Source organism: Rhodanobacter sp. 7MK24 (assembly GCF_014842995.1).
GTDB lineage: Bacteria > Pseudomonadota > Gammaproteobacteria > Xanthomonadales > Rhodanobacteraceae > Rhodanobacter_A.
Genome location: NZ_JACYXL010000004.1, coordinates 196,838 through 223,450, shown reverse-complemented (window position 1 = coordinate 223,450; position 26,613 = coordinate 196,838). Strand labels below are relative to the sequence as shown.

Genomic DNA, 26,613 nt, shown 5'->3' with positions numbered 1-26,613 from the left:
CAAGCTGAAGGAATCCGACGATGAAGAAGAAGACCTGGTTCGTCACTGGCGTTGGCCGAGGTTTTGGCCGTGCGCTTTGCGAAGAACTGCTCAAGCGTGGACACACGGTGGTCGGCACCGTTCGGCACGGCGCATCCGACATCGTGCACCCACAGTTTGTCGAGTTGCATGCGGATGTGTCGGATGAGCGGCAAACGCATGAGGTAGTCGCTCAAGCCGTCGCGAAGGTCAGCTCCATCGACGTGGTGGTGAACAATGCCGGTTTCGGCATGGTCGGCGCAGTGGAAGAGGTGTCCACCGCCGAAGCACGCAAAGTATTCGAGACGAATTTCTTCGGCACATGGAACGTGATTCGTGCCGCGCTGCCGCACCTCCGCGCGAACGGAAGCGGACACATCGTCAACTTTTCCTCCATCGGTGGCATTACTGGATCGATGGGGAACGGCTTGTACAACTCATCGAAGTTCGCGGTGGAAGGTTTATCGGAAGCGCTCGAGGTTGAAGTGAAACCGCTGGGCATCGGCGTGACGATTGTCGAGCCCGGTTACTTTCGCACGGATTTCCTTTCCTCATCGTCGATCCAGCAGGCAGGTACGGTGATCGACGCATATGCCAAGACCGCCGGCCTCACTCGCAGCGCCGTCGCGACGCGCAGCGGCACGCAGCCAGGAAGCCCCGAAAAGGCCGTGGCGGTGATCATCGACGCCGTGGAATCCGAAACGCCGCCGCTGCGCCTGCCGTTGGGTCCAGATGCGTTTGCGCGTATCGACGGCAAGATCCAGCGCCTGGAGAGGGAGATGGCGCAGTGGCGCACGGTGGCATCCGATACACAGTTCGATACATGAACCGAATAGTCATGCCCGCGCAAGCGATCATTCACCCAACGATGAGGATCACCGACCATGTCGGCAACATCTGATCATAAAATTGCCCGACCCCGCGGGTTGTCCGGCCTCTCCTCCGAGGCCGTCCGTGACATAAGCGCAGCCCTCGAAGGAGTGCTCGCCGACGTATTTGCCATCTACCTCAAGACCAAGAACTTTCACTGGCACTTGGCAGGTCCGCATTTTCACGACTATCACCTGATGCTGGACGACCAGAGCGATCAGCTGTTCGCCATGACCGACCCGATCGCCGAACGCGCGCGCAAACTCGGCGGAACGACACTTCGTTCAATTGGCCATATCGCTCGCATGCAACGCGTACCCGATAACGATGCGCCTTTCGTAACGGCAGACGACATGCTCGCCGAGCTGGCCCAGGACAATTCGCACCTTGCTGCCGTCTTGCGTGAAGTGCACGGGGTCTGCGACGTACATGGCGACGTCGCCACGGCCAGTCTGCTGGAGAATTGGATCGACGAGACGGAGCGTCGCGTGTGGTTTCTATATGAAACCTCGCATCCACATTCTCGCGAACGCTGATCGATCCCGCTAATCCACTGTCCTACGTCATGTTTCATAACCGGGATCTATGGATGGTTGGTCTTGTGGCAGCCACGGGACACGATCTTCCACCCTGCATATGTACACCTTCCGTCGTAGCTCACGTCGGTGACGGCGCTCATCCCCCACTGCTGCAACCGAGGCTGATCAGGTTGTAGGCAGCAAATGCCCAGGTTATCCAGTCACGCACCGCAGAGGTGCCCACCATCGACAGCTTGCGCGGCCCGCCGATGGTCTTGATGTAGCCAAAGCCCTGCTCGATCCGCTTGCGGATCTTCTGGCTGATGCTGCAGTCACCAGCACGCGCCACGGCACGCGGCACGGTGCTGTGGCCACCGGTGCTGGTATTGCGCGCGATAGACGGTGCGATCCCGCGTATCCCCAACGTCGCAGCTAATGTCTTGCGTGTCATGGTCCTGGTCAGCACCCAGGGCCGATCCTTGCCTGACGCCAGCCCGGCGAGTGGCTCCAAGATATCGTCCCGTTCACCGGTGCCACTGGCATGACGGGCGTCCAGACCGATGAACTTGCAACAGCAAAGCGCAGGATGCGCTCTGGCGAGATCGACGGACGACCGCCTCCGGCGCAGCACACCGCCAGCAAACTCACCCAGTTCGCCAAGGGTTTCGTGTTGACCGATTTCCCAGAAACAGACGACACTCCCGTGATCACCGGTTGAAGATGGCCCGGACGGCTGAAGCCAGCCGTCGGCAAAGATCTTTGCATGCACGGTCCTGGCCCGACCTGGGGAAACCTTGCACAAGAGCGGCAACGGCATTGCATGGCGCGATGCTTCTGTTCTGTGAGTTCCAGCAACGACGCATCGAGGACTGCCTGGCCGCATGAAAAGTCTTGTTCCAGCGCGTGCCTGCATTGCCGTCCGCCACCTTGCATGCTGGTGCCTGCTGATCTGCGTGGCCATCGCCGCCACCCCGCACGCCAGCGCTCGACCGGCCAGCTCCGGCGAGGTAACTGCCAAGCCGGCATTTCTGCAGTTGTCGCAGCTGCGACGCACCCTGTTCACGGTCAAGGACGGTCTACCGTCAACGATCTATGCCATCACCGAGGACAAGGACGGCTATTTGTGGCTTGGCGCACCCACCGGATTGTTTCGTTTTGACGGTCTGAACGTTGAGCCGATGCTGAAAGGCCGGCTCCCCCCCGAAGCGATTACTGCGCTGTATGGCGACAGGGATGGAAATCTTTGGATCGGCGGCGTGCACGGGGCGGTAACGCGTGTCCATAACGGCATCGCCGAACCCATGAACCGCGGCCTGAGCGAAGCCACCATCATGTCGTTCAAGCAGATGGCCGACGGCACGCTCTGGGTAGTGACATCGGGCAGGGTCTACCGGCTCGACGACGGCGCCTGGCGTCCTGCCGGCCCGTCCGAGGGCATCGATGCGAAATTCATGTGGGTCACAGGTACGGGTGTGGATGGGTCCTATTGGATCTTTACCCCAGGCGCCGCGTATCGCCTCCGTCCAGGCACCCGGCGTTTCGAGCGCGACACCGTGGACAAAGGCATTGCAGCCATGGCCAACCTGCCTGCTGGCACCGTCTATCCGAGTGCTGGCGTGACGGCCGATCTCATCGTCGATCAGGCCGGTGCATTGTGGGTACCCACCAACGGCAAGCTAACGCGGCTGCACGCGGACAATCCGTCCGGCCAGCAACAACTTGTCACGGAGAACGTCGAGGCCTCCGACAATCACTCCGACATCCAGGTCACGGCCGACTTCAGCGACAGCCAGGGCAACGTGTGGATTGCCACGACCAATGGGCTGGAACAATTTCGTACCACCCGTTTTGTGCCGCTGGTACTGCCCCTGGCTGTCCTGTGGCCAGCGATGACTGAAGACAGCGATCATGGGCTATGGATTGTCAGCAATTCGGACACGCCACCGCTCCACATCGGCGAGACAGTCACGACGCATCCGGAGCTTGGCGGCTCCGCACCTTGCGTCGCAAGCAGCCCGGATGGCAGCGTCTGGTTCAGTGGTGACAAGGGTATCCAGCACTACATCCATGGCCAGGTCAGCGAGATCCCTGCCCCCCCGGTACCGGGACCACAGGCGCTGCCAGCAAACCTGAAGCAATACTGCGTGGCCATGCAGTTGGCGGCCGACGGTTCGCTGTGGGTCTCGATGCGATTCAGCGGCGTCGTCCGCTGGGACGGCCACGCCTGGAACGCCATCGAGCCCCGCATGGCCACGAGCATCCAGCTCGAAGGCACGCGGGCATGGCTTGCCTTCTCCTCAGGCAAGTTGAAATCGGTCGAGCAGGGAAAGACAACCGCCTACTCGGCGCAAAACGGGCTCGATCTGGGCGGGCTCAACAAACTGCGTCAAGGTATCTCCGGCCTCTGGATCGCGGGTGATGGCGGTATCTCGGTCAAAACCGGTGCGCATTTTCACCGGCTTGTTGGCACGCATGGCGAGCGCTTTGAAAACGCGTACGACGTCATCCAGCTGCCCGATGGCGACGTCTGGATAGCGTCTCCCCGTGGCCTGTACCGCGTAACCGGCACGGAGATCCGGTTGGCCCTGGCTGCAGCGGATCATGCGGTCGCATACACCTTGTTCGATCCAGCCGATGGCGTGGAAAACCCCAGGCGCCTGCTGGCTTCCGACAATGGTCGCCTGTGGGTTTCAACGCTGCAGGGCTTGGTCTCGATCGATGCACTGCATATGCCACCCATCCCTGCAGCGGCACGCGTATCGATCAAATCAATCAACGATCATGACATGCGTTTTTCCGGAGCGTCTGTTCCCGCGCTGGAGAAAGGCACCCGAAGCATCACCATCGCTTACACGGCGCCCACGCTCTCGACGCCCTCCGAGTCGCATTTTCGCTACCTCCTCAAAGGTATCGACGACGACTGGCAGGTGGCCAGCGATCGACGCGAAGCCCACTACGCCAATCTGGGAACTGGCCACTACCTGTTTCAGGTCGAAGCATCCGACGCCGATGGGGCGTGGACCGGTCAGCCCACCGACCTCGCTTTTCAGATCCTGCCCGAGTTCTACCAGACCTGGTGGTTCAAGGTGCTGTGCCTCGCAATCGCGCTCGCAGGGCTGGGATTGTTGTACCTGATGCATGTAAGGCACATCTATGCGCAGCTCAACGCGCGGACACGTGAACGCGAACGCATGGCCCGGGACTTCCACGACACCATCCTGCAGAACTTTCAAAGCCTGCTGCTGCACGTGGAGGTCGCCGCGCGGAGCGTGACCGAGGACGCCGTCAAGCGAAAACTGGCCAAGGCGCTTTCCGTCACCGAGAACGCGCTGAACGAAGGCCGCGACAAGATCGGAGAACTGCGTTCGTTGACCGAGCCGCTGGAAGACTTGCCCACCGACATTGCTCGCCAGGCAAATCGTCTGAGCGAAATGTATCCCACCGCATTTTCAATGCATGTGGAGGGCAAGCCGCGGCCACTGAACGCAGCGGCGGCCGGCGATGTCCATGCGATCGTCGGCGAGCTGGTCACCAACGCCTTCCGTCACTCGGAGGCAAGCGCCCTGCATGTCGAACTGCATTACGGTCGACGCGAGTTGAACATCACGGTCATTGACGACGGTCGGGGTGCGGACCTTCCAGCCCTGATGCATGGGAAATCGGGGCACTGGGGTTTGCAAGGCATACGTGAAAGGGCGCGCCGTATCGGTGGCCGATTCACCATCGGTACGGCGCCATCCGGAAAAGGAACCCGCGCAACCCTGAGGATTTCTGCACGTTTCGTCTATGCAGGCAGGCAGTGGCTTCGCTAGCTGCGCCCATTGATAAGGGAAGCCGTCGATCGTGAGCCGTCCGCCGGCATCCTGACCAAAATGGGCCGCGGGCTCGAGTCGACCAGTCCGGCTACCGCCTGTGCTACTCGCGCAGGCGGCAGCCATCTCTCGCCTTTGCACTACTGGTCGAGGCGCTTCGCAACGGGAAATGCATCTACGGATGATGGTGGAAGTCCGTTTCGGGCCGAAGGCCCCTGCTCCGACAACTCGATCCAATCACTGACGAACATGGGCTTGCTGACCGCCATTCGCATGTGCCGTGGAAAACCGATGGCAGGCGAAGCAATTCCATGCGCAGCCCACCGCTGGAGAGGCGACGGTGGCGGTACCCAGCTGGCCCGGATTCGCTGAAACGCCGCGATGCTGCCCGTGCCGACCGCTCACGCGAAGCGGTCGGCACGGGCAGGACGCCCGCCTCGCCGTAACGATCGGGAGCAACGCCACGGCCAATCGTTCCGAGAATATGCACTTCGAGCACCCCAGCATTCGCCAAAACGGCACGAGGCGCCGTATTCGCAACGCATCAACAGAAGACGTACTCGGCACTTGGCAGAAGCCTGCATCTCCGGCTGGATGCTTAGTGCGCCGTGGAGGCATGCACCTCCGCGATATATCCGCCCGGGAACTGCACGATCGCCGAACTGCGATCGCTGCCGTCGTAACGAGGCACCAGCACCTTCGCCCCGTTCGACGTGGCCTTGGCCAGCGTGGCGTCGAGATCCTTGACCTCATAGCCGGTGATCTCGTGACCGAACGGGTACGGCAGATGACCATCCGTCACGTTGACTTGCATCTTGCCGAAACCGGAGTCGATGCGGATGCGCCGGTAGGTTTCGCCAGGCTTGCCGATCTCGCCCGCATCGGCCTTGCGATCGTCGGAAACCACCTTCCCGTGCGAGAAGCGCAGCCAGTCGCGCACGAACGTGTCCGCGGTATCGCGCGATACATAGATGCGGTTGTCCGGCACCGTCTCCATGGACGCATAGGAGGGCGCCTTGAAGTGCCAATACAGTTGCATCTTCACGCCGCCGGGCCACTGGATCACCGTGTCGAGACCGATCGCGTCCTTGAACTTGTCGACGATCACCTCGGCACCTGCCGCACGCGCCTCCTTGATGGCCTGATCCATGTCGGTCACCAGGTAGCCGGTGCGCTCCTGCCCGAACGGATACGGGATCGGAGTCAGGAAGGCGAACGTCGACAGCATGCCCACGGGCGTCCAGACATATTGCCCTTCGGTGCTGCTGGGCACCGGCAATACATTGAAGGTGCCGCGCGCGGACGGCTTGCCGCCAAACGTGCCGGTGAAACTGTTCACGAAAGCGTCGAAATCGCCGGGGGCGATATAGACATGGGTGGAATCGTATTGCGGGCCGACGGCGACGCTTGAAGCGCTGCTTGCCGCTTCCTTCGCCAAGCCGGTCGAAAGCGGTGCTGCCGACAACAGCGCGACCGAGGCGATGGCGATCGCCATACGGGTGATCTTGGTGCATGACTGGATGTGCATGAAGTGCCTCTCCCGATGGGATGGTGGATTGGATGGAAGCTAGGCGGCAGGTCTTTGGCCCGCATAGCTGAAGAGCGCCGCGAGCGCCAGGCCCGCGATCAGGGCGATGTGTTCCATGAAAACGTTCATCTCGGCGAAGCGCGCCGCGCCGGCCAGCTTCCAGAAGCCGTGTGCCAGGCAGGTCGCGAAAGCCGTGAATATCGCCAGGGCACCCGCTCCCGACCATGCGTGGCGATTGCAGATGATCGCGACCGATCCGCCCAGTTGCACCGCCAGGACGAGCGCATAGAGCAGCCACGACACGGGCAAGCCTGTGGCATGGAACTCTTCCAGGGTTGCCTGCGGGTGAGTGAGCTTGTCGACGCCGCTCCACCAGTACGGCAAGGTCAGGCCGATGCGTGCGAACCACACTGTCGCCGGCGCCCTCAGGATGACGGCAACGATGGCCGGCATACCGATGGCATACCGCGGCGCATTCACGCTCATACTGCCCAGCAAGCGCATCCGAGCGCACCCCAGAACGACTTCAGGTCCGGCTCCGATACCGGGAGCGTGGCTGACCAGGCCGTCATGTGGTCGTGGCCGTGGATCGAACAGGCAGAGGCGCAGCTGCAGGCATTCGCGTGGCTTTGCCGCACCACGGCGGAGCTGGCATCGTCCCAGGCTGCGTAACCGCCGAACATGCGGACGGGCGACCAGTCCGGCATCGCCGGCGGCAAGGGATCCTCATCCAGGTGCCGGAAGCTTCCGGCCGCGAAGACGATCTTGCCGCCGACGATCGTCAGGTCCGAGGTCATATCGGCAATCTCGCTGTCGGCGCAAGCGAAGTAGTCGCGGCAGGGCACGATGAGGTCCGCAAACTGCCCGACCTTGACCTGCCCTTTCTTGCCTGCTTCGTTTGAAAACCAGGTCACGTGCTGGCTCCACATGCGCAGCGCTGTCTCGCGATCCAGGCAATTGCGCTGCGGATAGAGGCGGAGACCGCCCACCGTCATGCCGGTGGTCAGCCAGGCGAGCGAAACCCATGGGTTGTACGACGCGACACGCGTAGCGTCGGTGCCGGCCGAGACCTTGATGCCCTTCTCCAGCATCATGGCGACCGGAGGCGTGGCAGCGGCGGCGGCCGCGCCGTACCGTTCGACAAAGTACTCGCCCTGATAGGCCATGCGGTGCTGCACGGCGACGCCGCCGCCAAGTGCCGCGATGCGGTCGACGGAGGCCTCCGAGATCGTTTCGGCGTGGTCGAAGAACCAGTTCAGTCCCTGCAGCGGAATATCACGGTTGACCCGCTCGAACACGTCCAAGGCGCGGCTGATCGTCTCGTCGTACGTCGCATGCAAGCGCCACGGCCAGCGATTTTCGGCCAACACGCGTATGACATCTTCCAGTTCCCCTTCCATGGCATCGGGCATATCGGGACGCGGTTGCCGGAAGTCCTCGAAGTCCGCTGCCGAATACACCAGCATCTCGCCGGCGCCGTTGTGCCGGAAGTAGTCGTCGCCTTGCTTGTACTTGGAAGTCCTCGTCCAGCTGAGGAAGTCGTCCTTTTCCGCCTTCGGCTTCTGCGTGAAGAGGTTGTAGGCCAGCCGGATCGTCAGCTGGCCGTCTTCGGACAGCTTCTGGATCACGGCATAGTCCTCCGGATAGTTCTGGGAGCCACCGCCCGCGTCGATGGCGCCGGTAACGCCCAGCCGGTTGAGCTCGCGCATGAAATGGCGGGTGGAGTTGAGCTGGTAGTCGAAGGGCAGCTTCGGCCCTTTCGCCAACGTCGCATACAGGATGGCGGCATTGGGTTTGGCCAGCAGCAAACCCGTAGGATTGCCTGCCTTGTCCCGCTCGATATGAGCCCCGGGCGGCTCCGGCGTGTCCCTGGTGTAGCCTACGACCCGCAACGCCGCCGCATTCAGCAGCGCGCGGTCGTAGAGGTGCAGCAGGAACACCGGCGTATCCGGTGCCGCCGCGTTGAGTTCGGCAATGGTCGGCAGGCGCTTCTCGGCAAACTGGTGCTCGGTGAAGCCGCCGACGACACGAACCCATTGAGGTGGCGGCGTGATCGCGACCTGCCGCCGCAGCATGTCCATCGCATCGGCAAGCGAACGTACGCCGTCCCAGCGCAACTCCATGTTGTAGTTCAGGCCACCGCGAATGATGTGCAGATGGTTGTCGATCAACCCTGGCAGCACGCAACGACCGCCGAGGTCGACCTTTCGCGTGACGTTGCCCGCCGAACCCAGCACGCTCGAATCGTCGCCCACCGCCACCAGTCGTCCGTTGGCGATGGCGACGGCGCTCGCCCGCGGCTTGTCCGGATCGAGCGTGGCAAAACGTCCGTTGTACAGAAGCAGCTCCGGTTCGGTATGCGTATCGCTCATGACGCTGGCTCCTTCTTCCTGGTTGTCGCAGGTGGCTGCGTGCCCTGCGGCGACTGTGCGACGCGATGTGGTTTGACCCGCCGGGTTACCCCGCCGCCACACTCGCCGAAGTGATCGACGTGGTCGCCAGGCGGGATCCGGTGCTGGCCTCTGCGCGGCCAAGTTGCCCCGACCGCCGATGGCTCACTTTTTCGATGAAAGCCCAATCTGTCTTTTGAGTGGAAATCGACACGATGCCTTCTCCTTGGCTGCCAGCGGTCCGTATCGGACGACCAAGCCGCACTAGCCGTTTTCGAGCAGCGCGACGACGCCTTGGCCGCCATCGGCGCACACGCTGACGATTGCCTTGGACGGGCGTGGCATGGCCGCGAGCTCCTTGGCCGCCTGACTCAAATCGCGCGCTCCGGTGGCGCCAAATGGATGGCCAATCGCGACCGACCCACCGTTCGGATTCACCCGTTCCCAGGGGAAGCGGCCGAAATCACGGGTGACGTGCGTCTTTTCCGCAATCCATCCGGGCCTCTCCAGTGCGGCCACGTTGGCCAGCACCTGTGCCGAAAAGGCTTCGTGGATCTCCCATAGCGCGATGTCCTCGAAAGACAGGCCATGCCGGTCGAGCAGGCGCGGAATGGCATACGAGGGTGCCATCAGCAATCCTTCCTTGTGGAAATCGACTGCCGCGATTTCGTAGTCGAGAAGCCTGACCGTCGGCAAGTTCGCGGGCAGCCGCCTACGCCCCTGGTCTGACATGACCCACAGGCCCGCCGCGCCATCGGTAATGGGCGACGAGTTGCCGGCAGTCAGCGTGCCGAGGCCGCTCTTGTCGAAGGCTGGCTTCAATGCGGCGAGCTTTTCCAAGGAAGTGTCCGCGCGCGGATTCGCGTCCCTGGCCAATTCCGGCAGCGCTATCACCAGGTCACCGAAGAATCCGCTTTCCCAACCGGCAATGGCTTTCTGGTGGCTGCGGTAGGACCACTCGTCCTGCGCCTGGCGGGATATGCCCCATTGTTTCGCCGTCTCTTCCATGTGATCGCCCATGGTGCGACCGGTGATGCGGTTGGCCCAGCCTTTGGTTGGGAGGTTGAAATCCGTCGCTCGCAGGCTGCCCAATGCCGCCACCGCCTGCGCAGGGTCGGTGGAAAAAAGCCCGAGCAGGCGATCGTTGGCCTGGCTGGTCAAGCCGAGCGACGGGCGGCTCATGACTTCCGAGCCGCCCACCATCACGACGTCGACACCCGGGCCGATCGTGCCGGCTGCCGAGAACGCAGCCGTCATGCTGGTACCGCAGGCCAGGACGACGGAATAGGCCGGCACGGCGGCATCCAATTTCGCGTCCATCCAGATTTCGCGCGCGAGGTTGCTCCACCCCAGGTTGGGGATGACCGATCCCCACAGGAAAAGATCAGGCTTTCGGCCCGCGACTTGTTCGGCCATCGCCCGAACGACGGGTACGGACAAGCTCAATGCGTCATAAGCGGCCAGCGCACCGCCGCCGCGTCCGAAGGGAGTACGAAGCCCGGGGGCGAGATAAACAGCTTGCTTGAAGCGTGTCATGAGTCGGTCCTTTAGCCGCAATGCCGCACCAGCGGGTCTGGCGTCTCAAATCTGGAAATGGCTCATGTCTTGACGAATTCCGTCTCGATCAGGAGGGTCACCTCATCCGCCTCCAGGGGCACCCATTCTCCGACGCCGAATTCGGAACGCTTGAAAGTCGCCTCACCCGAAAAGCCCATCCGCCCATGGGTGAAGCCCCGATAGACGACGCTCAGGGATACCGGCTTCTTGACCCCGTGGAAATCCAGGACGCCATCGACGGAAAAGTGATCTCCCGTGATCGTGATCGACGACGACGCAAATGTGATGGATGGGTATTTGCCGTTTTCGAAAAACCGGGTCGCAATTCTCTTGTCGAAAGCCTGGTCGCCGGTGTCGACCGATGCCGGGTCGACGGAAATCTGCAGATTCGAAGCGGTCGCACGAGTGGGGTCGAATGAAAATCCGCCGCTGACTGCATCGAAACGCAGCGTGTAACGCGACAGGTCCATATGTGCGAGCTTCGCAGTGACCGAGGTGTGATGCGGATCGAGCCTGTAGCTGCCTCCCGTCGCCGCTGCCGGATCCCTGGTGAGATTGAGCGTTTTGTACTGGGCCGAAGCGCTCGCATCTTCGGGAGAACCATGGCCCTGCTGGAACGCCGTCGCAGCCGTTGTGAACAGCAGGAATGCGGCTGCGATGGCGACGGAGGCGTTGAAGCTTTTCATCTTCGATCCTAAGTTTTGGTAAGGGCCACGTCCCAGGCACGGCGACGGTGCGCGCTCGCAATTGCGACCACGACGTCACGGTCTCGAACTTGTTTCCGTTGCTCTCGGATGTCCGCCGCTCGTTATCGAGTCGCTGCCCAGCAGATGGCCATTGACGACCGTGCCGTAGGCGGAATTGGAACTGTTGTGAAAGCGCTGGCGCGTTTCGGCGACGGAACCTGTAAAGCGCGGGTCCTGCGGGCGTTCTTGGCTGTCCATGAACGTGGCCACGTCCCAGGCGTCCTGCACGCTCAGACTCCCGGCCAACCCGAGCGGCATGTTGGCGCGAATGAAGGCCGCGGCGTTTTCGAAGCTCCCCATCCCTGCGCCCCAGTTGAATGAATCGGGGCCCCACAGCGCCGGGAAGCCGGGGCTTCCATCATTGGCCTGACGCCCCGTGCCATGAGCGCCATGGCAAAGTGCACAGTTCTCGTCGTAGACCTGTTGTCCGCGTTTGTAATCTGCGGGCATCGGCGGTTTGTCGAGTTTCGGATAGCCGCGCCCGGCAATGTCGGGGTCTACGCGTGCTCCCCTCGACATCCAATAGGAATAACTCTCCAGCGCGACCAATACCTTGTCTCCCAACGGAGGCGCCTTGCCATTCATGCTGAAGCGAAAGCAGCCCTGCAGTCGTTCTTCGAACGTATTGACGTGGCCATTCTTTGACCGATACGCCGGGTAGGACACATAGGCTCCCCACATGGGGGCGGAGTTCGCCAGGCGTCCCGCATCCAGATGGCAATTGCTGCAGCGGAGATCGTTACCCACATAGGCACTGGCGTGGTGCGCGGGATCTTCGAAAATCTGCTCGCCGAGGCGGACCATTTTTCCGAAGTCGTCCTTTGGCATCGCGCTGAGAGGCGGAGGAATGAAAGCGGAACGCTTGCTGTCGGATGGCACCTGCGGGGAAGGCGTCGACGCAACGGCGGCCTCCGTCCTTGGTGTGGCATTGCTCACCTCGGCCCTTGTGGATGAGACGTACGCCACCGCGCCGGCAAGGAACAGAGCCGCAGCCGCGGCAACGGAACGGGCGATCGCACTCATGGCTGAACATCTCGCGTAGCGGGCTGCGCCGCGAAATAGGCGGAAACGCCGCGAATGTCGGACTCGGACAACTTGGCGGCGATACGGGGCATCAATCCCATCGGTCCCGCAGGTCGCGCGCCGGCTTTCCAGGCTTCGAGCTGGTTGGCGATATACGTCGCCGATTGCCCTGCGAGCGGCGGGAAATCGTCGCCGATACCGACACCGCGTCTACCGTGGCACAGCACACATGCAGGAAGCCTATCGTCGGCGCGTCCGTGTTCCGCCAGCTCTGCCGCCGCTGCGGGATCGGAACCGGCACGCTGCGGTGACGAGGCGGGTACCGGGAGCTCGGAATAGTAAGCGGACAATGCACTGACCTCGTCCGGCGACAACGCTTTCGCTATGGAGGACATCACCGCGCTGTTGCGCTGTCCGTCGGCGAGCGTTTCGAGCTGTTGCCGGAGATACCGTGCGGGAAGGCCCGCGAGGCGCGGAAAAGCAGCCAGGCCGTTGCCTTGGCCCTCCGCGCCATGACAGCCCGCGCAGGGCGGAACTCCGCGCTGCGCATCGCCCTGGGCTGCGATGGCCTTGGCGCCGGTCGCGCTCGCTCGGGTGTCGCTCGCACGAATGCCCGGCGCAGTCGTTGCGAGGCAAACGCCCAAGAGCATCCAGGCAGCCGGATACCTGTCAATTCGCAGCAGCATGATCCGTCCATCCGTACCTGACGAAGATGCGGCGACCTTCGGGCCCACCGAGAAATTGAAGGAAAGCACGTGCATTGGCCTGCCGTTCGCCCTGGTGGGTAAGCGCCACGCCGCAATCCCGATAAATCAAATAAGGCGGCGACAGCGGGACCACATCCGCCACGCCGGGATGGGCTACCGCCCAGATGGGGAAGATGATCCAGGCATCGATCGAAGGCTGGGCCTGCCAGGCGTTCAGCGCTTCGGCACTGTTCGATGCGTAGCGCACGATGTGCATGCGAAAGGCACGGATGGCGTCGACGTTTCCGCGCGCACCGGCAATGTCTTCCCACAGGCCGACCTGCCCTGCCCCCTCCACCACCATCACCTGCATGCCCGGTTTGAGCAAATCTTCGAAGCCGTGGATGTGCCGCGGATTGCCAGGCCGGACCAGAATCCCTGCGGGTCGGACATAGAGGGGATTGACCGTGGCCGTATCGATCACGCCGGCAAACTGCGCCAGAAATCCACCCATCATGTTTTCCGAGCCGCTGTAGATGATGTCGCCGTTCTTTTGAAAATCCGCGCCCCACTTGCCCGTCGGCCCGGCGACCACCTCGACATCGATGCCATGGGCGTTTCCGAACACCTTGGCCGCCTCGCGCATGGCGGGCGCCGGGCCGCCTGGGCCGTATACGTGGAGAACGTCGGCTGCGCTGGCAGCCGAACTCGATGCCAGGGCGATCAGGCCGGAAAACAACAATGACTTAAACATGAGCCGCTCCCATGGCGACGTCGACGGTCGAGGAGTTCAGGGCGAACGTGGCGTATAGCGTTTGAATCCGAAGCGCTCGAATATGGCCAGGCTTTGCTCGGATCGGATGAAGTCCAGCCAGCGGCGGGCCGCTTCAGCGTGGGCCGTACTCTTGACGATTGCCGCCGCGTAGATGGCCGTCGTGTTTTGCGATTCGGGGATCGCAACATGGCCGATGGGATGGCCGATCTGTTCCTGGAAGACGGCTTCCGACTGCCAGGTCACGCCGGCGTCGACGCGCCCTTGCATGATCCAAAGTGGCGTCTGGCGATGATGGATGTGTGTGAGCTCGGTCGTGCCTTGCTTGACCTTCGATTCGTAGATCGTGGTTTCGAGCCGTTCGCCACCGGCCTTGTCCAGGGAGGCCTTGATCTGCCGCGAGATGCCCTCGAACTCCGGGTTGGGCATCGCAAGCGTGATATCGGGCCTGCCCAGGTCGAGAAGCCCCGTAATATGCTTGGGGTTCCCCTTCGCGACCATGATGGTCATGTCATTGGTGGCGTAAGGTACGGCGGGCGCCTGCAGGAGCCCCGCGTCGACCTGCTTCTGTACGGCATTCAAACCTGCCAGATAGACATCGGGCTTTGCCGTCCACGTCATGTTGCCTACGGTCACGATGCCACCGGCCTTCATTTGATCGACCAGCAGCCCGGGTGGAATGGTTTCCCAATAAAGCCGCCCCTTGTATTCGGGATACTTTTCCTCGAAGGCTTTCACAAGCGGTGCCATGGCAAAGAAATAATTGCCGCCGACGTACAGCACCAATGCAGGGTGAGCGGGGTTGCCGTGGAAATCGGCAAGGTTGTCGGCGTCCGGCACGGTAAATTCGAAACCCCGATCGACCGCATCGTTGTTCTGGCCATGCTGCCATGGTGGACTCTGCACTTGAGCCGACTGCGTCGCCTGGGCGGCCCCATCGAGCGCGAGAGCGCTCGTGGCCGAGCAGGCCAGCGTCAGGGCGGCAGCAAAAACCATCTTGATGTGCATGCATTGCTCCTGGCGGGCGTGACGATGACGCCCTTGGCAGGGCCAAGGACAGAAGGCGGATGCCCTCAGAGTTGAACGAGGGAATAGCCCTGGTGTTCCAATGTCGAAATAGTGGTGAGCGCCGACAGTGAGATCGTCACGCTCTTGTCCACCCAGTCGTACTGGTACTTGTGCTCGGCCACGGCCTGCCCGCAGACGGCAACATCTACACCGGCATCGCGCAATTTCCGGATGAGCGGCAAGTTGGGATTGGGCACGCCGTACGCCGCCTTGTAGTGCGCGTCGTCCAGGACCAGTGGCGTCGCAGGGCCGTAGGCGACGGCCACGAATTTCAGGTGGTTCAACGGCACGCCGGATTGGGTATACAGGTTGATCGACCGCGCGACGCGGTCAAGCGATGCGTTGACCTGGCTCGGTGATTCGGCTCCTACCGACAAGGCGAACACGATGCTGTACGTCTGGTCAGGCTGGGGGCGATAGGCGGAATCCGGAAGCCAGTGGATCTTTCCGTAGGGACTGATGGTCGGATTCGACCAGAACTCCGTCGCGTCGGCCGCGTGAGTGACGCCGCCCTGGGCGGCAACGCCCATCGCCATCGAAAGGGCCAGTAGTTTGTTCATTTTCATGAAATTTCACCTTTGCTGGAATTTTGGAAAAGCCATCCGGGGCCGGCAGCCACAGCGGAAAACTATCCAAGGCGACACGGCGCCTCTTGTTGAAAAGCCCCGTAATTGCCGCAATCGGATGCGCCGGTGACACGAGTTTCGATGGCGCTGGCAGCACGCAGTCTTCGGTCATCGATGAGTCAGTGGCTCTGCACGGCAGTGGCGTTTGGCAGCCACACCCGATCGTCCTGCGCGGCATCAAGGGCCGCCTTTTCTTCCAAGATTCCGATCCACGACAGGCTTAGCCTGGGGTTCTGCGTGCCTTCGTGCCGCCGCGGCATGGCCTTTCCGGAATGACGGCCATCCCCATACCGACCAGTACCCGAAGGGACGGAAATGAACTCATGAAAGACAACGGTTTGATGACGATCGACAGCAATGGCACGACGCCGGAAACGCTTGCCCGCCTGGCTCAGGCCATCGAGAAGACCGGCATGACGATCCTGGCCAGGGTCGATCACGCCGCCGCTGCCCATGCCTCGAATTTGCCGCTTCGGCCCACCGAGGTTTTCATCTTTGGCAATCCGCGCGCCGGCACCCCGCTGATGCAGCTCGATCAAAGGGTCGGTATCGATCTGCCGATCAAGGTCCTCGTGTGGGAAGACGAGTGCGGCAAAACCAAGGTCTCGTACAACACCATTTCGTGGATCGCCTCCAGGCATGACCTCGGGCCTTCGACGGAGGCTGTCGTAAAAGCCATGACCGCCGCCATTGAAACGGTCGTGGCCGAGGCGGCAGCTCGACCCGTGCAGGCAAACCCGGCTTTCTGAAGGCCGGGATTCGTTTATGCGGTTTCGCTCATGCAGCACGTGGTTGCTGTGCTGCTCATTGAAGCATCGGATGCGGCTTCATGGCGCACCCAACGCCGCACTGTGGTGAGTCAAGGATCGTCGTTTTGCACAAGATCCGGGGCGCCATCCGACCTAGCCTGTTCCCCGCAGGCGACGTCTTTATGGAGGCCGTCCCGCCTCACCTGATTTTTGATTCCGCTATCGATGAGGAAGCCTCATGCGAGACGACACGATCCCAGCGGGCGCCCCGCTTACCGGCATGGTGTTTGCCGAAGGCGAGCGTCCCGTGTTCAGCCCTGGCGACAAGGCTCGCATTCTGGCGCGATCCCCCGTAGGGCACTATCGCGTACCTACCTACATGCGCGGCAAGTTTTGCACCGTCGAGAAGATTATCGAGCCGGCTGCGGTCGACAACGAAGAAGAAGCCTTCGGTCGCAATGCGGGCTCCAAGCGACATTACTACCGGGTAGCGGTGCCCATGTCCGAGTTGTGGCCGGAATACAAAGGCCCGGCAACGGATGGCCTGCGCATAGAAGTCTACGAAACATGGCTTGAAAGGGTTCCGGCATGAGCGCTCACGATCATTCTTCGCCACACCCGGAGCCGGCCGCTCCGCAGCATGGCGGCGACTATGAAATCATGGAAACGGCGGTGCGTGAGCTGCTCGTCGAGAAGAAGCTGATCGGTCCCGGCGAGATACGCCGGCAGATAGAAGTTCTCGATTCGCGCAGTCCCGCGCTGGGCGCCAAGGTCGTGGCAAGGGCATGGCTCGATGCCGGATTCAGGGGCCGGCTGCTCGAGAACGGGCGGCGCGCGTGCGAGGAACTCGGCATCAGTTTCTACGACGACACGCAACTCATCGTCCTGGAAAATACCGAGAGCGTGCACAACCTCGTCGTATGCACGCTGTGCTCTTGCTACCCGCGTCCGGTTCTTGGCCTGCCTCCCGACTGGTACAAGGTGAAGCCCTATCGCGCCCGTGCCGTATCCGAGCCGCGCAAGGTGCTGGAAGAGTTCGGCACGCACATCCCCGACAACGTCGAAATCCGGGTAAGCGATTCGACTGCCCTGGTCCGGTACCTGGTGCTTCCCCTGAGACCCGAGGGGACCGAGGGCTTCTCGGAAGAGGACCTCGCCGCTCTCGTGACGCGCGACGCAATGATCGGTGTCGTCGCCGCGAATCCCCCCACACGGAGTGCCTAGCCATGCCCGAAACCTACCAATTCGTCAAAAGGCTGCCGAACGATATCGGTGGCTTGCAGGCCGACGCCGTCCAGCAGACGGACCACGTGCTTCTCCCGTGGGAGAAAAGGTGTCACGCGCTGGCCGATGTGCTCGATTTCCACAAAATCATCAACACCGAAGAAAAGCGCCGGGGCGTCGAGGCGTTGGGCGCCGACCTGGTGGGGAAGCTCAGCTATTACGAGCGCTGGATCGTCGCCTTCGCGAACATTCTCTTCGAGAAAAGGATTCTTTCGCCGACGGACCTGGCGTTGAAGATGGACGAAGTCGCTGCGAGACCACGAGACTGACGTGCCCGCGTTCAAGACGAAAACGTGCTTCTTCGAAAAGGATCCGTCAGTCGCGTTGTACAGGCGTGCGCTATCCGAGGCCGTCGGCACGCTGCTGCTCGTGTTCTGCGTGGTCAGCGCCGGGATCGAGGTCCAGCGCATAACCTCCAACCATCTGGCCGTGCAAGCCGTGCTCGCTTTCGTCACGGGCGGCGTTCTATGCGGGTTGGTGGTGGCATTCGGCAATTCGTCGGGCGGCCACTTCAACCCCTTGATCACGGCTCTGCAGTGGTTGAGTGGCGATCGGGATATTCGATGCACGATCGCCTATGTGATGAGCCAGTGCGCCGGTGGAGTTCTTGGTGCGCTGCTCGCCAACTTCCTGCTTTCAGGGGAACGCCCGGCAACCTACCCGCCCGCGGACCTCCTGCATCTGGCGATCGCCGAGGCCATCACCACGGCCGGCTTGATGATCGTCATTTTCGGCTGCATGCGTGCACAGCGGGCGATGACGGGGCCGTTTGCCGTGGCGGGCTGGTTGACGGCCGCCCTTCTCGCCTTTCCCACATCCTTTATGAATCCGGCCATCGTGCTATCCGCCACATGGGCCGACGGGATCGTGGCACTTCCGTTGTCACGCGCGCTTTTTCTGGCGCCGGCCGAGATCGTGGGAGCCGTGACCGCTCTGGCCGTCATCACGGCTGCCTATCCGCGCTCGAAACAAGCCGCAACAGACAGCCTGCCTACCGACGCGTAGCTCACAGCTCGACGCCCCCCGTTTCGGCCGCCCCAGCTGGCGGCCCTTGACCGGCCGCTGGAACGCTCTCATGAAAAGCATCGTCAATCCCCCGGGGAACGCCTCCTCCATCCAATGCGGCGTCGATCCAACGCACACCAGGATGAGGCTGATCGTCATGTATGCCTTCCTGCTGCTATTCAATCTGACTTCGTGGGTCTGGGCGATACTGGCTTTTGGACACAGGCCCGACCTGCTCGGCGTCAGCCTGTTGGTGTATGGCCTGGGACTGCGCCACGCGGTCGATGCCGATCACATCACGGCGATCGACAATGTGACCAGGAAGCTGATGCAGGACAACAAGCGCCCGACGTCCGTAGGGTTCTGGTTCGCCATCGGCCACTCGTCCATCATCGTCGTCGTGGCCCTCATGGTGGCGAGCGCCGAGCATTATCTGTCGCGATTTGATGCGCTCCGTTCCATCGGAACGCTGGTAAGCACGTCGATATCGGTCGTGTTTCTCATGGCAATTGCCGTCATGAACGTGACCATCTTTTTCTCCCTGTACAGGAACTATCGAAACCTCAAGCAAACGGGACGCTATCAGTCCGAGAAGATCGAAAGCCTGCTTGACCAGCGAGGATTTCTCGCCAGGATACTGACGCCGTTGTTCCGGCTCGTCAGCAAGAGCTGGCACATGGTCTTTCTCGGCCTGGCATTCGGACTGAGTTTTGACACGGCCACCGAAATCGCCATGTTCACCGTCTCCGCGAAGCAGGTTGCCAGCGGCGTTTCCCTGGGAACCATCGCCGTTCTTCCCCTGCTGTTCGCCGCGGGCATGACGCTGGTGGATACCACCGATGGCGTGATGATGCTGAAGGCCTACGAATGGGCTTTCATCAACCCGATTCGAAAGATCTACTACAACATGACCATCACCTTGGTCTCCGTATGCATCGCCGTATTCATTGCGGCCGTGGAGGCCATGGCCATGCTGGCAGACAAGTTCTCCCTAGGAGGTGGCATATGGAAAGCCGTGCAAGGCATCGAGGATCATTTCAATGCATTGGGCTTCTCCATCATTGCGATCCTCCTCGCCGTGTGGATGGTTTCATACCTGGTCTCCCTCTCCAGGACACGGGGCACCGCCGGAATCACGCCGTAGCGCGAACCGGGGTATCCGCCCGTACGCATTCCTTTCCACGGCATACCATGCGTGCATTTCTCGAGCTCCAGGCGCCAAACCCACGAACTTTCCTTTCGTGGGTTTTCCTTTCAAAACTGGACAGATGAAGGTCGGTTCCGGGCCGAGCTCCTGCGCAAGACTTCCTCGAGCGTAGCCAACGCGAATGTGGAAATTTCCGGGATGGCTTATCCCGCCAGGATCCCATGGTGCGACGACGGAAGATTCGATCGCGGAAAGCTCCAGGACCGGAACAAAAGCGAGAAGTCGCCCTGCCAGGCTCGCAAGACGATGCACTCGAATCCACGCAGGGCAGCAAGACGTCGGCCGCCCAAGCGGTAGCGCGCGCCACTGCCGCTCAATACCCTGCCACCCAAGACATCAGAACCTGTATGTCGCGCCGATCTGGCCGTAGCGACCCATGTACGAGTACAGCGATGGATCGAAGTATCCGCGGTTCACATAGGTCCACGATGCATCGTACGGCGGGGCACGATCGAGGATATTGTTGATGCCGGCATAGAGCTTCCAGTTCCTGAAGCCGCCGTAGCTGACAAGCAGATCGAGCTGACTGTACGACGCGACGTTGGGTCCGGAAACAATTTCCTGCGCATAAGGGCCGGTGAATTGCCAGGTCAGTGTCGTTGTCCATTCGCGATGCGTCCAGCTCAACTCAGTATTGCCTTTCCAGCGCGGGAAGGCCCCTCCAAACACCGTATCGTTCGCATCATTGTTTCCCGCCAGGTCTGCCGCGATGCCGTTGATGGGCATCTTGAAGCGCCGCACGTAAGCCCAATCGCCCGACAGGGTGAAGGTTCCGATCTTCGTGGGGAACCCCTGTTTGAACGTCGCCTCGAAGCCGTCGGTACGCAAGTACGCCAGGTTCTCGTACCCCAGGTAATAAATCGTCTGCCCTGGATTGGCATTGACTTCCGCCACGATACTCGGCTGGCCTATTACCTTGGTGACATCGATCTTGTACCAGTCAAGGCCGACATCCGTGCTGGCCGTCGGTGACAATTGGAATCCGACGTTGTAATTCTCGGTGTGCTCGGGCTTCAAGTCAGGATTCCCGACGAAATATTCGTCGACGTTCCGGGCACCTACGGGCTGAGAGGTCACGCTCGCCGTCTGATACAGTTCGATCAACGTTGGCGCACGAAAACCGCGGTCATACGAAGCGTATACCGTCAAGGCATTCATTGGCTGATAGCGCAGCGCAAGACGGGGTGAATAGACTCCGCCAAAATTTCCGTAGTAGTCATAACGTCCCGACTGGCTGAACGTCAATTCGCTCAGGAGCGGAACATCAATTTGATAATAGGCGGCAGCCATATTGCGTTCGCCATTTACCGCCTGGGTGAATGGATTCACAAAGCCGGTGGAGCCGGGAGCTATATATTCGCTCTGATGCTGGAGCTGAACGCCGAAGCCCATGCCGACGTCTCCAGCAGGCATGCTGAGCAGGTTTGATGTCGACGCCGTTGCATCCAGCGTGTCGAGCTTGGAAACGCCCCGGTCACGTGAAGCGCCGAGCACTCCCGGCAAGTCATCGAGGGTTTCAGCGCTAAACGTGGCGGGCGTCACCTCGTTGGTGTAATCCAGAACCGCTGACGCGTTAACCTGGCTGGTAAAGGTATTCGATACCTCGCTTTGCGAATGTCCGTAGGAAGCGGACCAGTCCCAATCGCCGAAATTTCTTGTGCCAAACGAACCTTTCACGCCGGATGAAAAACGATAAAAAACTGAGGTGGTGTCCCAGTCCTGCGCGTCCGGGAAATAATATGTCAGCGCGTTTCCGCCAACCGTGGGCGAGAATGCAGTGAATCCGCGATCTGCATAGTAGAACGATGGCACCAATGCATCTGTACCGAAGCCGGCGAGTCCAGACGCGAGCGAAGTGGTGTTGTAACTTGCCCATAGGTCAGCAAATGCCACAACGTAAACGCCGAGCTTGAAGTCGGCGTGCACTTTGGCGCTTGTATGCTCTACCTGTGGAGCGAGTGACTGGGCTTTGGCGCCGTTCTGGGAGCACACCGTGCCGGGCGTCTGGGTCTGCAGGTTATTTGCCGCAGATGTCATCAGGCCGGTCGGCCCGCATGGACTCAGTGCCTGCGGGCCCGAAGCTGTCGTGAAGAAAGAACTGGGCTGAGCGAAGAGGCCGCCAGGCAGCTCAGCGTAGTTTTCATTGCTCGTCATACCCCGTTGCGCGAGGGTGACGCCGCTGGCGTGATAGACATCAAGCGCCGCCGTCACATTGAAACGGTCCACATTCAAATCGCCGATGCCACCCAGCAGGCTGAAGTTCGTCATACCCTGGCCACCATGCTGCGCGCCCCCAAGGCTGCCACCGAGCTGAAGGCCCTGGAAATCCTTCTTTGTGATGATGTTGACGACGCCGGCAATCGCGTCCGAACCGTATTGCGATACCGCACCGGTTTTGACAATCTCGATGCGGTCGACCGCATTGATCGGCACCGTATTGATATCGAAAAATGTATCGGTGCCTCCAACTCCAAACGCGTAGGGCGCGGCACGCTGACCGTCTATCAGCACGAGGCTGTATTTCATGCTCATGCCGCGCAGCGCGATTCCTGCGCCGCCTGGCGCCTGGTTCATCAGCACCGTGTCCTCGCCCCAACTGCTAGCAGAATTGGCGCTGATGTCTCGAAGAAAATTCGACACCGTGGTGGCGCCGCTACGCTGGATGTCATTCTGCGTGACCGACTGAACCTGGTTGAAGCCAGTCCTGTCCGAACTGCGGATGAGCGAACCGGTCACCTCGACCCCTTGCAGTTGGGTAACCTTGTTGCCGGATGGTCCCGTGGTCGCAACGCCGGAGGGCACGGCCAAGGTCGACGCTGCCGCCGACACGCTTGCGGAAGCGCCCTGCAGGCTCTGCGCCAACACAGGCGCAGCGAATACGACCGATGACGTCAACTGGGCCAGGATCATTTTCTTGATGACTGCCATCCCCTTTTGCTCCATCTTCGATTCATCGCTTCTCAAGGATTAAGGCGGCGAATACCGCTTCGAGAGCCGCGCCCACGTCGAGGCCGCGTCAGTGGAAAGACCGGACAATCCACGGGTTCGCGCTATCTCACGAACTGATGCTGCCGACGCGGTTGGCGGCCTTCATTGCGGACTGAAAGGCTGCTTGCGCGGGTGTCACCACGCTAACTACTCGACCGACAGGGCGCGTCATCCTTTCGAGGAGGCGGCAATCGTTTCGAAGGAGGTGTGCCAGCTACCCCTGAAGGGCTACGCCTTGGTGTTGGTCTGGTCCGTATCGACCGCTGCTGCGTATTTCATCGATACCAGGGGGAGCGCTTTATAGAAGCTCACGCCGCGATACACGGGCGGAAGATCTCCAGCTACCGAGGAAAATAGGCCGCCCGCGTGGCTTCAGCCATCGAAAACCGTTCCAGCGTCAAGAATCGCTTTAACGCGCAAGAACTGGCATGAACTCTCCGGGACTCTGGCTACGTCGGCCTTTTGTCATGGCCAGCTACCTACCCGGCGAGCGTTTCAGCCACCCAACGGCAGCACCGCGCCTGATGGTCCGTGCTTACACAGGAACCCTTCGTGAGGGAGGTAGCTGCACACGTGAAGCCGCCAAAAATCGCTGGTGAAGCGTCCACGAGCAGAAGCCCGGCCTTGCGCCAGGGCTTGCCTTATGGCGCCGTGATGGCCACCGCCGGCGCATCGAGCATGGCTGGTCGGTGCGGGTTGCCGAGTCTGGTTGCGCCACTGCTTGCGCTGGCCGTGCTGCAGGCAGTGTGGATACCGGTAGCCGGCGCATTGCGGCATCGGGCCGAGTTTCGTTGTGGATGGGCGTCCTGGCTGGAGATCGGCCCCGCAAGCGAGCACACGGGAATCCACACCGTGCCGCTTGGCATGGCGGTGATTACCAGCGGAATGTCCGGGTTGAACTCCAGCCTCGCTGCATGGCCATGGTTGCCACCACCATTTGCGTGGCTGGTCGCGACATGGCTGTTGACGGTCGCGGGGGGCGGCCGATTCGCGTGCTCGCTGGCAGTCCATGGCTTGCAACTGAAGGCGATGGATGGAACGTGGTTCCTGGTGCCGGCCACCCTCCTGGGTGCGGCGATAGCCACGGGCGATGTCGCCACATTCATGTGGGGACATGCATTCGCCACGCTGGAAATACTGGCCCTGATGAGCGTCGCACTCGGCTGGCTCGGTTACTGCGCGGTCGCCGTCGTGGCGTTGGCGCGATTGCGGCGCTTCGGTTTGGAGAACGCGCCGCTGGCGCCGTGGTGGATTGCCATGGGTTGCGCGGGCCTGGCAGCGGCTGCGCTGGGCCGGGTGTCCCACATCGTTGCCGGTGAGGTGCACCTGCGGACGCTACTTTCGGAAACCATGGTGGCAACCAGCATCTTCTCCATCGCCTTGTGTGTGCCAGTGCTACTCGGCAGCGCACGGTTTTTACTCCGCTACTGCCGGTTCCGTAACGCGGCTGTCTGGACACCCACTTTTTCGACGGCGGTATTCGCACTGGGAAGCTTTCAAGTAGGGAGCGACCTGCCCTCGGCGTTCTTTCGGTCGATCGGGTTCGCGGCAGGCCTGGCTACGCTCGTGTTCTGGACGGTCACGGCAGGCTGGAACCTTCCAAGGCGTATGAGCATGTGTTGATTGCACGCTGCCTACTCCTTTCGGATGTGGCGACTCGCGGCGAGCCACCTTTATAACTGCCGCATGAAAGCAGGCATGACTCGCATACCAGGTGCCGAACTCGGCAGCATCGTCTTTATCGGTGTTATCGCGGCGGCTGCACGAATGACGGGTTTTGACCTTCTGATGTTTCCGGAGCTCGGAGCGCTCTCCAACGACATCATGAAGCGCCCGTACGGCACCTGGGCGACGGCGCCCGTCATGCTCGTCATTACGCCGCTGGTTACTGCAGTGGCGGGACTCTGGATTACCGATCACCTGGCGTTCGGAGTGGCGTCCGTGTTGCTCGACGTGGTCGTTGCCATGGGCGTGATCGAGTTGATTCAGTCACCGATCGCTCCGGGCATTTCCGCCGGTCTGCTGCCGCTGGTTCTTCAAGTGCACAGCTGGTGGTATCCCCCTGCCATTACGGTGGGCACGGGCGCGCTGGCCATCACCGGCATCGTCCATCGCAGGTTTCAGCCGAAGCCTGCGGTTTCCCTGGCGCGCGATGAAGTGGACGACGACTTGGAAAAGGCCGCAGCGAAGCCAGTATGGCTACTGCCATTTGCACTCGTATTGACTGCCCTCGCTTATTTGGCAACGTGGACCGGGCGGCACTTCTTGCTGTATCCACCGCTGGTGGTCATTGGCTTCGAGATGTTCGCGCACCCGCTCGTATGCCCGTGGGCAGATCGGCCTTGGCATCTTCCTCTGGCCTGCACCCTGAGCGCGTTGATCGGGGTGAGTCTGGTTACCTGGCTCGGAGCGGGCGTGCTGGCGGCGATGCTGAGCATGGCTGCCAGCGTGGTGACGCTGCGGGTACTCGCTTTGCGCGCACCGCCGGTGCTTGCCGTAGGCCTGCTGCCGATGGTGCTGAACTCGCCCGACTACAGCTTTGCCGCCAGCGTCCTGGTCGGCACATTGATCCTCACCATCTCATTCCGTCTTTGGCAAGCCACCTGCTTGCGCTTTATGGGACTTCACCTGCCGGCAGACCGTTGATCGCCCACAAGCTCAGCCATCCTGGCCAACCAGCATCTCCCAGGCCCCGCTGCAAACAGGGATGCCAAGGATGGCACCACGCCTCGGCGCCGGTCACGTCGCCCCATGGCGCCGAAAGGAAGCCGGGCTCGTGCCTATCCGACGCTGAAAGGTCTTGATGAAGGCCGACACGGATTGGTAGCCCACCTGCTCGGCCACCGCATCGACCGGCAGGTTGCCGGTAAGCAGCAGATCGCAGGCCAGCTGCATGCGTATCGAGGTGAGCAGGTCCATCGGCGAGGCATCCGCTTTCTCGGTGAAGTGCCTGGCGAAGGTTGCGCGCGACATGTTGGCCTTGTGCGCGAGCGACTCGACCGTCCAATCGCGACCGGGCTCCTTCATCATGGCCAGCAACACGGCGCTGAGGCGATGGTCGATCAGCAAGCCAAGCAGCGAAGGGGCGAGTCCCTCCTGCGAGATGTAACGGCGCAGCGCAAGCACGAACAGCACTTCGCTGAGTGCCTTGGTGATGGCAAGCGAGCCCTGATCCAGCCGGGCGGCTTCCCGGCGCAACGTGGTGACGATGCTGTCCAGCAAGGCCATGCCTTCCAACTCGGCCATCGGGACATACAAGGCGTCCGGCAAGGTATTCATCAGCAACTGCGCGCCGCCGTGGCCGTAACTGAAGTGGCCGCACAACAGATCCATATCCACGGGACCCGCGGTATTGCTGCGCTCCGGCAACGGCCCGTCGTTGTCCACTCCCACTTCCGCGGAGGCGCCATGGCCGGTGCCTTGCACCACGTGAGCCGCGCCACGCGGCAACAACACGAAATCGCCGGTATGCAACTCCAGCATTTCACCCTTGGGCAACAGCAATTGCGCCGTGCCCCGCAGCATCAGATGGAACGGTGCCTTGCCGGGTTCGAGCTGCTCGTGATCCAGCGCGAAGCTGCCCGCCATGCGGCAGCGCAAGTCCAGGCTGCCTTGGACACCGGACACTGCGATTAGCTTGCTAAGCGCATCCATGAGACGATTGAGCCATTTATTGAGATAAAGACATGCTAACACTCTCCACATGGCGTGGAAAACTATCCACACCTGAGAGGCCGAAGGGTCGGTCTCCACCTGATAGAGGGCA

24 protein-coding genes are annotated in these 26,613 nt (G+C 61.5%); 11 read left to right on the top strand and 13 right to left on the bottom strand.

The features are described from left to right. Positions 1–20: 20 nt before the first annotated feature. Together IHE49_RS10165 and IHE49_RS10160 are read left to right on the top strand one after the other, a co-directional pair. On the top strand, positions 21–845 hold the full coding sequence (locus IHE49_RS10165; protein WP_192157459.1) for an oxidoreductase: 825 nt from the start codon (positions 21–23) through the stop codon (positions 843–845). 57 nt (positions 846–902) lie between these two features. Continuing rightward, a complete protein-coding gene (locus IHE49_RS10160; protein WP_192157457.1) occupies positions 903–1,424 on the top strand; it encodes a DNA starvation/stationary phase protection protein in 522 nt (173 codons plus the stop codon). Positions 1,425–1,563: 139 nt separating this feature from the next. Here the strand turns inward: IHE49_RS10160 and IHE49_RS10155 are convergent, their stop codons facing one another. Beyond that, a complete protein-coding gene (locus IHE49_RS10155; protein ID WP_192157455.1) occupies positions 1,564–2,175 on the bottom strand; it encodes a hypothetical protein in 612 nt (203 codons plus the stop codon). A 112-nt stretch (positions 2,176–2,287) separates the two neighbouring features. Here IHE49_RS10155 and IHE49_RS10150 point away from each other — a divergent pair, with 112 nt between their 5' ends. Further along, positions 2,288–5,218 carry a sensor histidine kinase gene (locus IHE49_RS10150; protein ID WP_192157453.1) on the top strand — a complete coding sequence of 977 codons (2,931 nt, stop codon included), beginning with the start codon at positions 2,288–2,290 and terminating at the stop codon, positions 5,216–5,218. Between the two features lie 598 nt (positions 5,219–5,816). On the opposite strand, the gene IHE49_RS10145 is transcribed toward IHE49_RS10150, so the two are convergent. The 10 genes from IHE49_RS10145 to IHE49_RS10100 form a co-directional block, all read right to left on the bottom strand. Then, complete coding sequence (locus IHE49_RS10145) at positions 5,817–6,746, bottom strand: glyoxalase (RefSeq protein ID WP_225578348.1); 930 nt, start codon at positions 6,744–6,746, stop codon at positions 5,817–5,819. A gap of 39 nt (positions 6,747–6,785) precedes the next feature. Then, a complete protein-coding gene (locus tag IHE49_RS10140) occupies positions 6,786–7,250 on the bottom strand; it encodes a DoxX family protein (RefSeq protein WP_192157451.1) in 465 nt (154 codons plus the stop codon). Beyond that, complete coding sequence (locus tag IHE49_RS10135) at positions 7,229–9,118, bottom strand: amidohydrolase (RefSeq protein WP_192157508.1); 1,890 nt, start codon at positions 9,116–9,118, stop codon at positions 7,229–7,231. The genes IHE49_RS10140 and IHE49_RS10135 overlap by 22 nt, the downstream gene beginning before the upstream one ends. Before the next feature lie 282 nt (positions 9,119–9,400). After that, positions 9,401–10,672, bottom strand: coding sequence for an acetyl-CoA C-acyltransferase (locus IHE49_RS10130; RefSeq protein ID WP_192157449.1), 1,272 nt, complete (start codon positions 10,670–10,672; stop codon positions 9,401–9,403). Positions 10,673–10,734: 62 nt separating this feature from the next. After that, positions 10,735–11,379 carry a YceI family protein gene (locus IHE49_RS10125; RefSeq protein ID WP_192157447.1) on the bottom strand — a complete coding sequence of 215 codons (645 nt, stop codon included), beginning with the start codon at positions 11,377–11,379 and terminating at the stop codon, positions 10,735–10,737. 75 nt (positions 11,380–11,454) lie between these two features. Continuing rightward, a complete protein-coding gene (locus tag IHE49_RS10120) occupies positions 11,455–12,462 on the bottom strand; it encodes a c-type cytochrome (RefSeq protein WP_192157445.1) in 1,008 nt (335 codons plus the stop codon). Next, on the bottom strand, positions 12,459–13,148 hold the full coding sequence (locus IHE49_RS10115; protein ID WP_225578347.1) for a c-type cytochrome: 690 nt from the start codon (positions 13,146–13,148) through the stop codon (positions 12,459–12,461). The genes IHE49_RS10120 and IHE49_RS10115 overlap by 4 nt, the downstream gene beginning before the upstream one ends. After that, a complete protein-coding gene (locus IHE49_RS10110; RefSeq protein ID WP_192157443.1) occupies positions 13,132–13,902 on the bottom strand; it encodes a substrate-binding domain-containing protein in 771 nt (256 codons plus the stop codon). The genes IHE49_RS10115 and IHE49_RS10110 overlap by 17 nt, the downstream gene beginning before the upstream one ends. Positions 13,903–13,938: 36 nt before the next feature. Further along, a complete protein-coding gene (locus IHE49_RS10105; RefSeq protein WP_225578346.1) occupies positions 13,939–14,928 on the bottom strand; it encodes a substrate-binding domain-containing protein in 990 nt (329 codons plus the stop codon). Between the two features lie 65 nt (positions 14,929–14,993). Next, positions 14,994–15,554, bottom strand: a complete 561-nt coding sequence (locus IHE49_RS10100; protein WP_225578345.1) for a DsrE family protein — start codon at positions 15,552–15,554, stop codon at positions 14,994–14,996. A gap of 383 nt (positions 15,555–15,937) precedes the next feature. Between IHE49_RS10100 and IHE49_RS10095 the strand changes: the two genes are divergently transcribed. The 6 genes from IHE49_RS10095 to IHE49_RS10070 all read left to right on the top strand — a co-directional run bounded on the left by IHE49_RS10095 (position 15,938) and on the right by IHE49_RS10070 (position 19,796). Further along, positions 15,938–16,363: a DUF302 domain-containing protein gene (locus IHE49_RS10095; RefSeq protein WP_192157441.1), complete on the top strand. Its 426-nt coding sequence runs from the start codon at positions 15,938–15,940 to the stop codon at positions 16,361–16,363. Between the two features lie 238 nt (positions 16,364–16,601). Beyond that, positions 16,602–16,955 (top strand): SH3-like domain-containing protein, encoded by a 354-nt coding sequence (locus IHE49_RS10090; protein WP_225578344.1) that lies wholly within the window; start codon positions 16,602–16,604, stop codon positions 16,953–16,955. After that, positions 16,952–17,587, top strand: a complete 636-nt coding sequence (locus IHE49_RS10085) for a nitrile hydratase subunit alpha (protein ID WP_192157439.1) — start codon at positions 16,952–16,954, stop codon at positions 17,585–17,587. The genes IHE49_RS10090 and IHE49_RS10085 overlap by 4 nt, the downstream gene beginning before the upstream one ends. 2 nt (positions 17,588–17,589) lie before the next feature. Further along, a complete protein-coding gene (locus IHE49_RS10080; protein ID WP_192157437.1) occupies positions 17,590–17,916 on the top strand; it encodes an SH3-like domain-containing protein in 327 nt (108 codons plus the stop codon). A gap of 1 nt (position 17,917) precedes the next feature. Further along, a complete protein-coding gene (locus tag IHE49_RS10075; RefSeq protein WP_192157435.1) occupies positions 17,918–18,652 on the top strand; it encodes an aquaporin in 735 nt (244 codons plus the stop codon). 70 nt (positions 18,653–18,722) lie between these two features. Beyond that, complete coding sequence (locus tag IHE49_RS10070) at positions 18,723–19,796, top strand: HoxN/HupN/NixA family nickel/cobalt transporter (RefSeq protein WP_225578343.1); 1,074 nt, start codon at positions 18,723–18,725, stop codon at positions 19,794–19,796. Positions 19,797–20,195: 399 nt separating this feature from the next. Here the strand turns inward: IHE49_RS10070 and IHE49_RS10065 are convergent, their stop codons facing one another. Continuing rightward, positions 20,196–22,787: a TonB-dependent receptor gene (locus IHE49_RS10065; protein WP_225578342.1), complete on the bottom strand. Its 2,592-nt coding sequence runs from the start codon at positions 22,785–22,787 to the stop codon at positions 20,196–20,198. Between the two features lie 684 nt (positions 22,788–23,471). On the opposite strand from IHE49_RS10065, the gene IHE49_RS10060 reads away from it, so the two are divergent. Further along, on the top strand, positions 23,472–24,470 hold the full coding sequence (locus IHE49_RS10060) for a hypothetical protein (protein ID WP_192157433.1): 999 nt from the start codon (positions 23,472–23,474) through the stop codon (positions 24,468–24,470). A gap of 75 nt (positions 24,471–24,545) precedes the next feature. Next, the gene (locus tag IHE49_RS10055; protein ID WP_192157431.1) at positions 24,546–25,493 is read left to right on the top strand and encodes an HPP family protein; all 948 of its coding nucleotides are present in this window, start codon (positions 24,546–24,548) and stop codon (positions 25,491–25,493) included. Positions 25,494–25,586: 93 nt separating this feature from the next. On the opposite strand, the gene IHE49_RS10050 is transcribed toward IHE49_RS10055, so the two are convergent. After that, positions 25,587–26,501, bottom strand: a complete 915-nt coding sequence (locus IHE49_RS10050; protein WP_225578341.1) for an AraC family transcriptional regulator — start codon at positions 26,499–26,501, stop codon at positions 25,587–25,589. Positions 26,502–26,613: the final 112 nt, after the last annotated feature.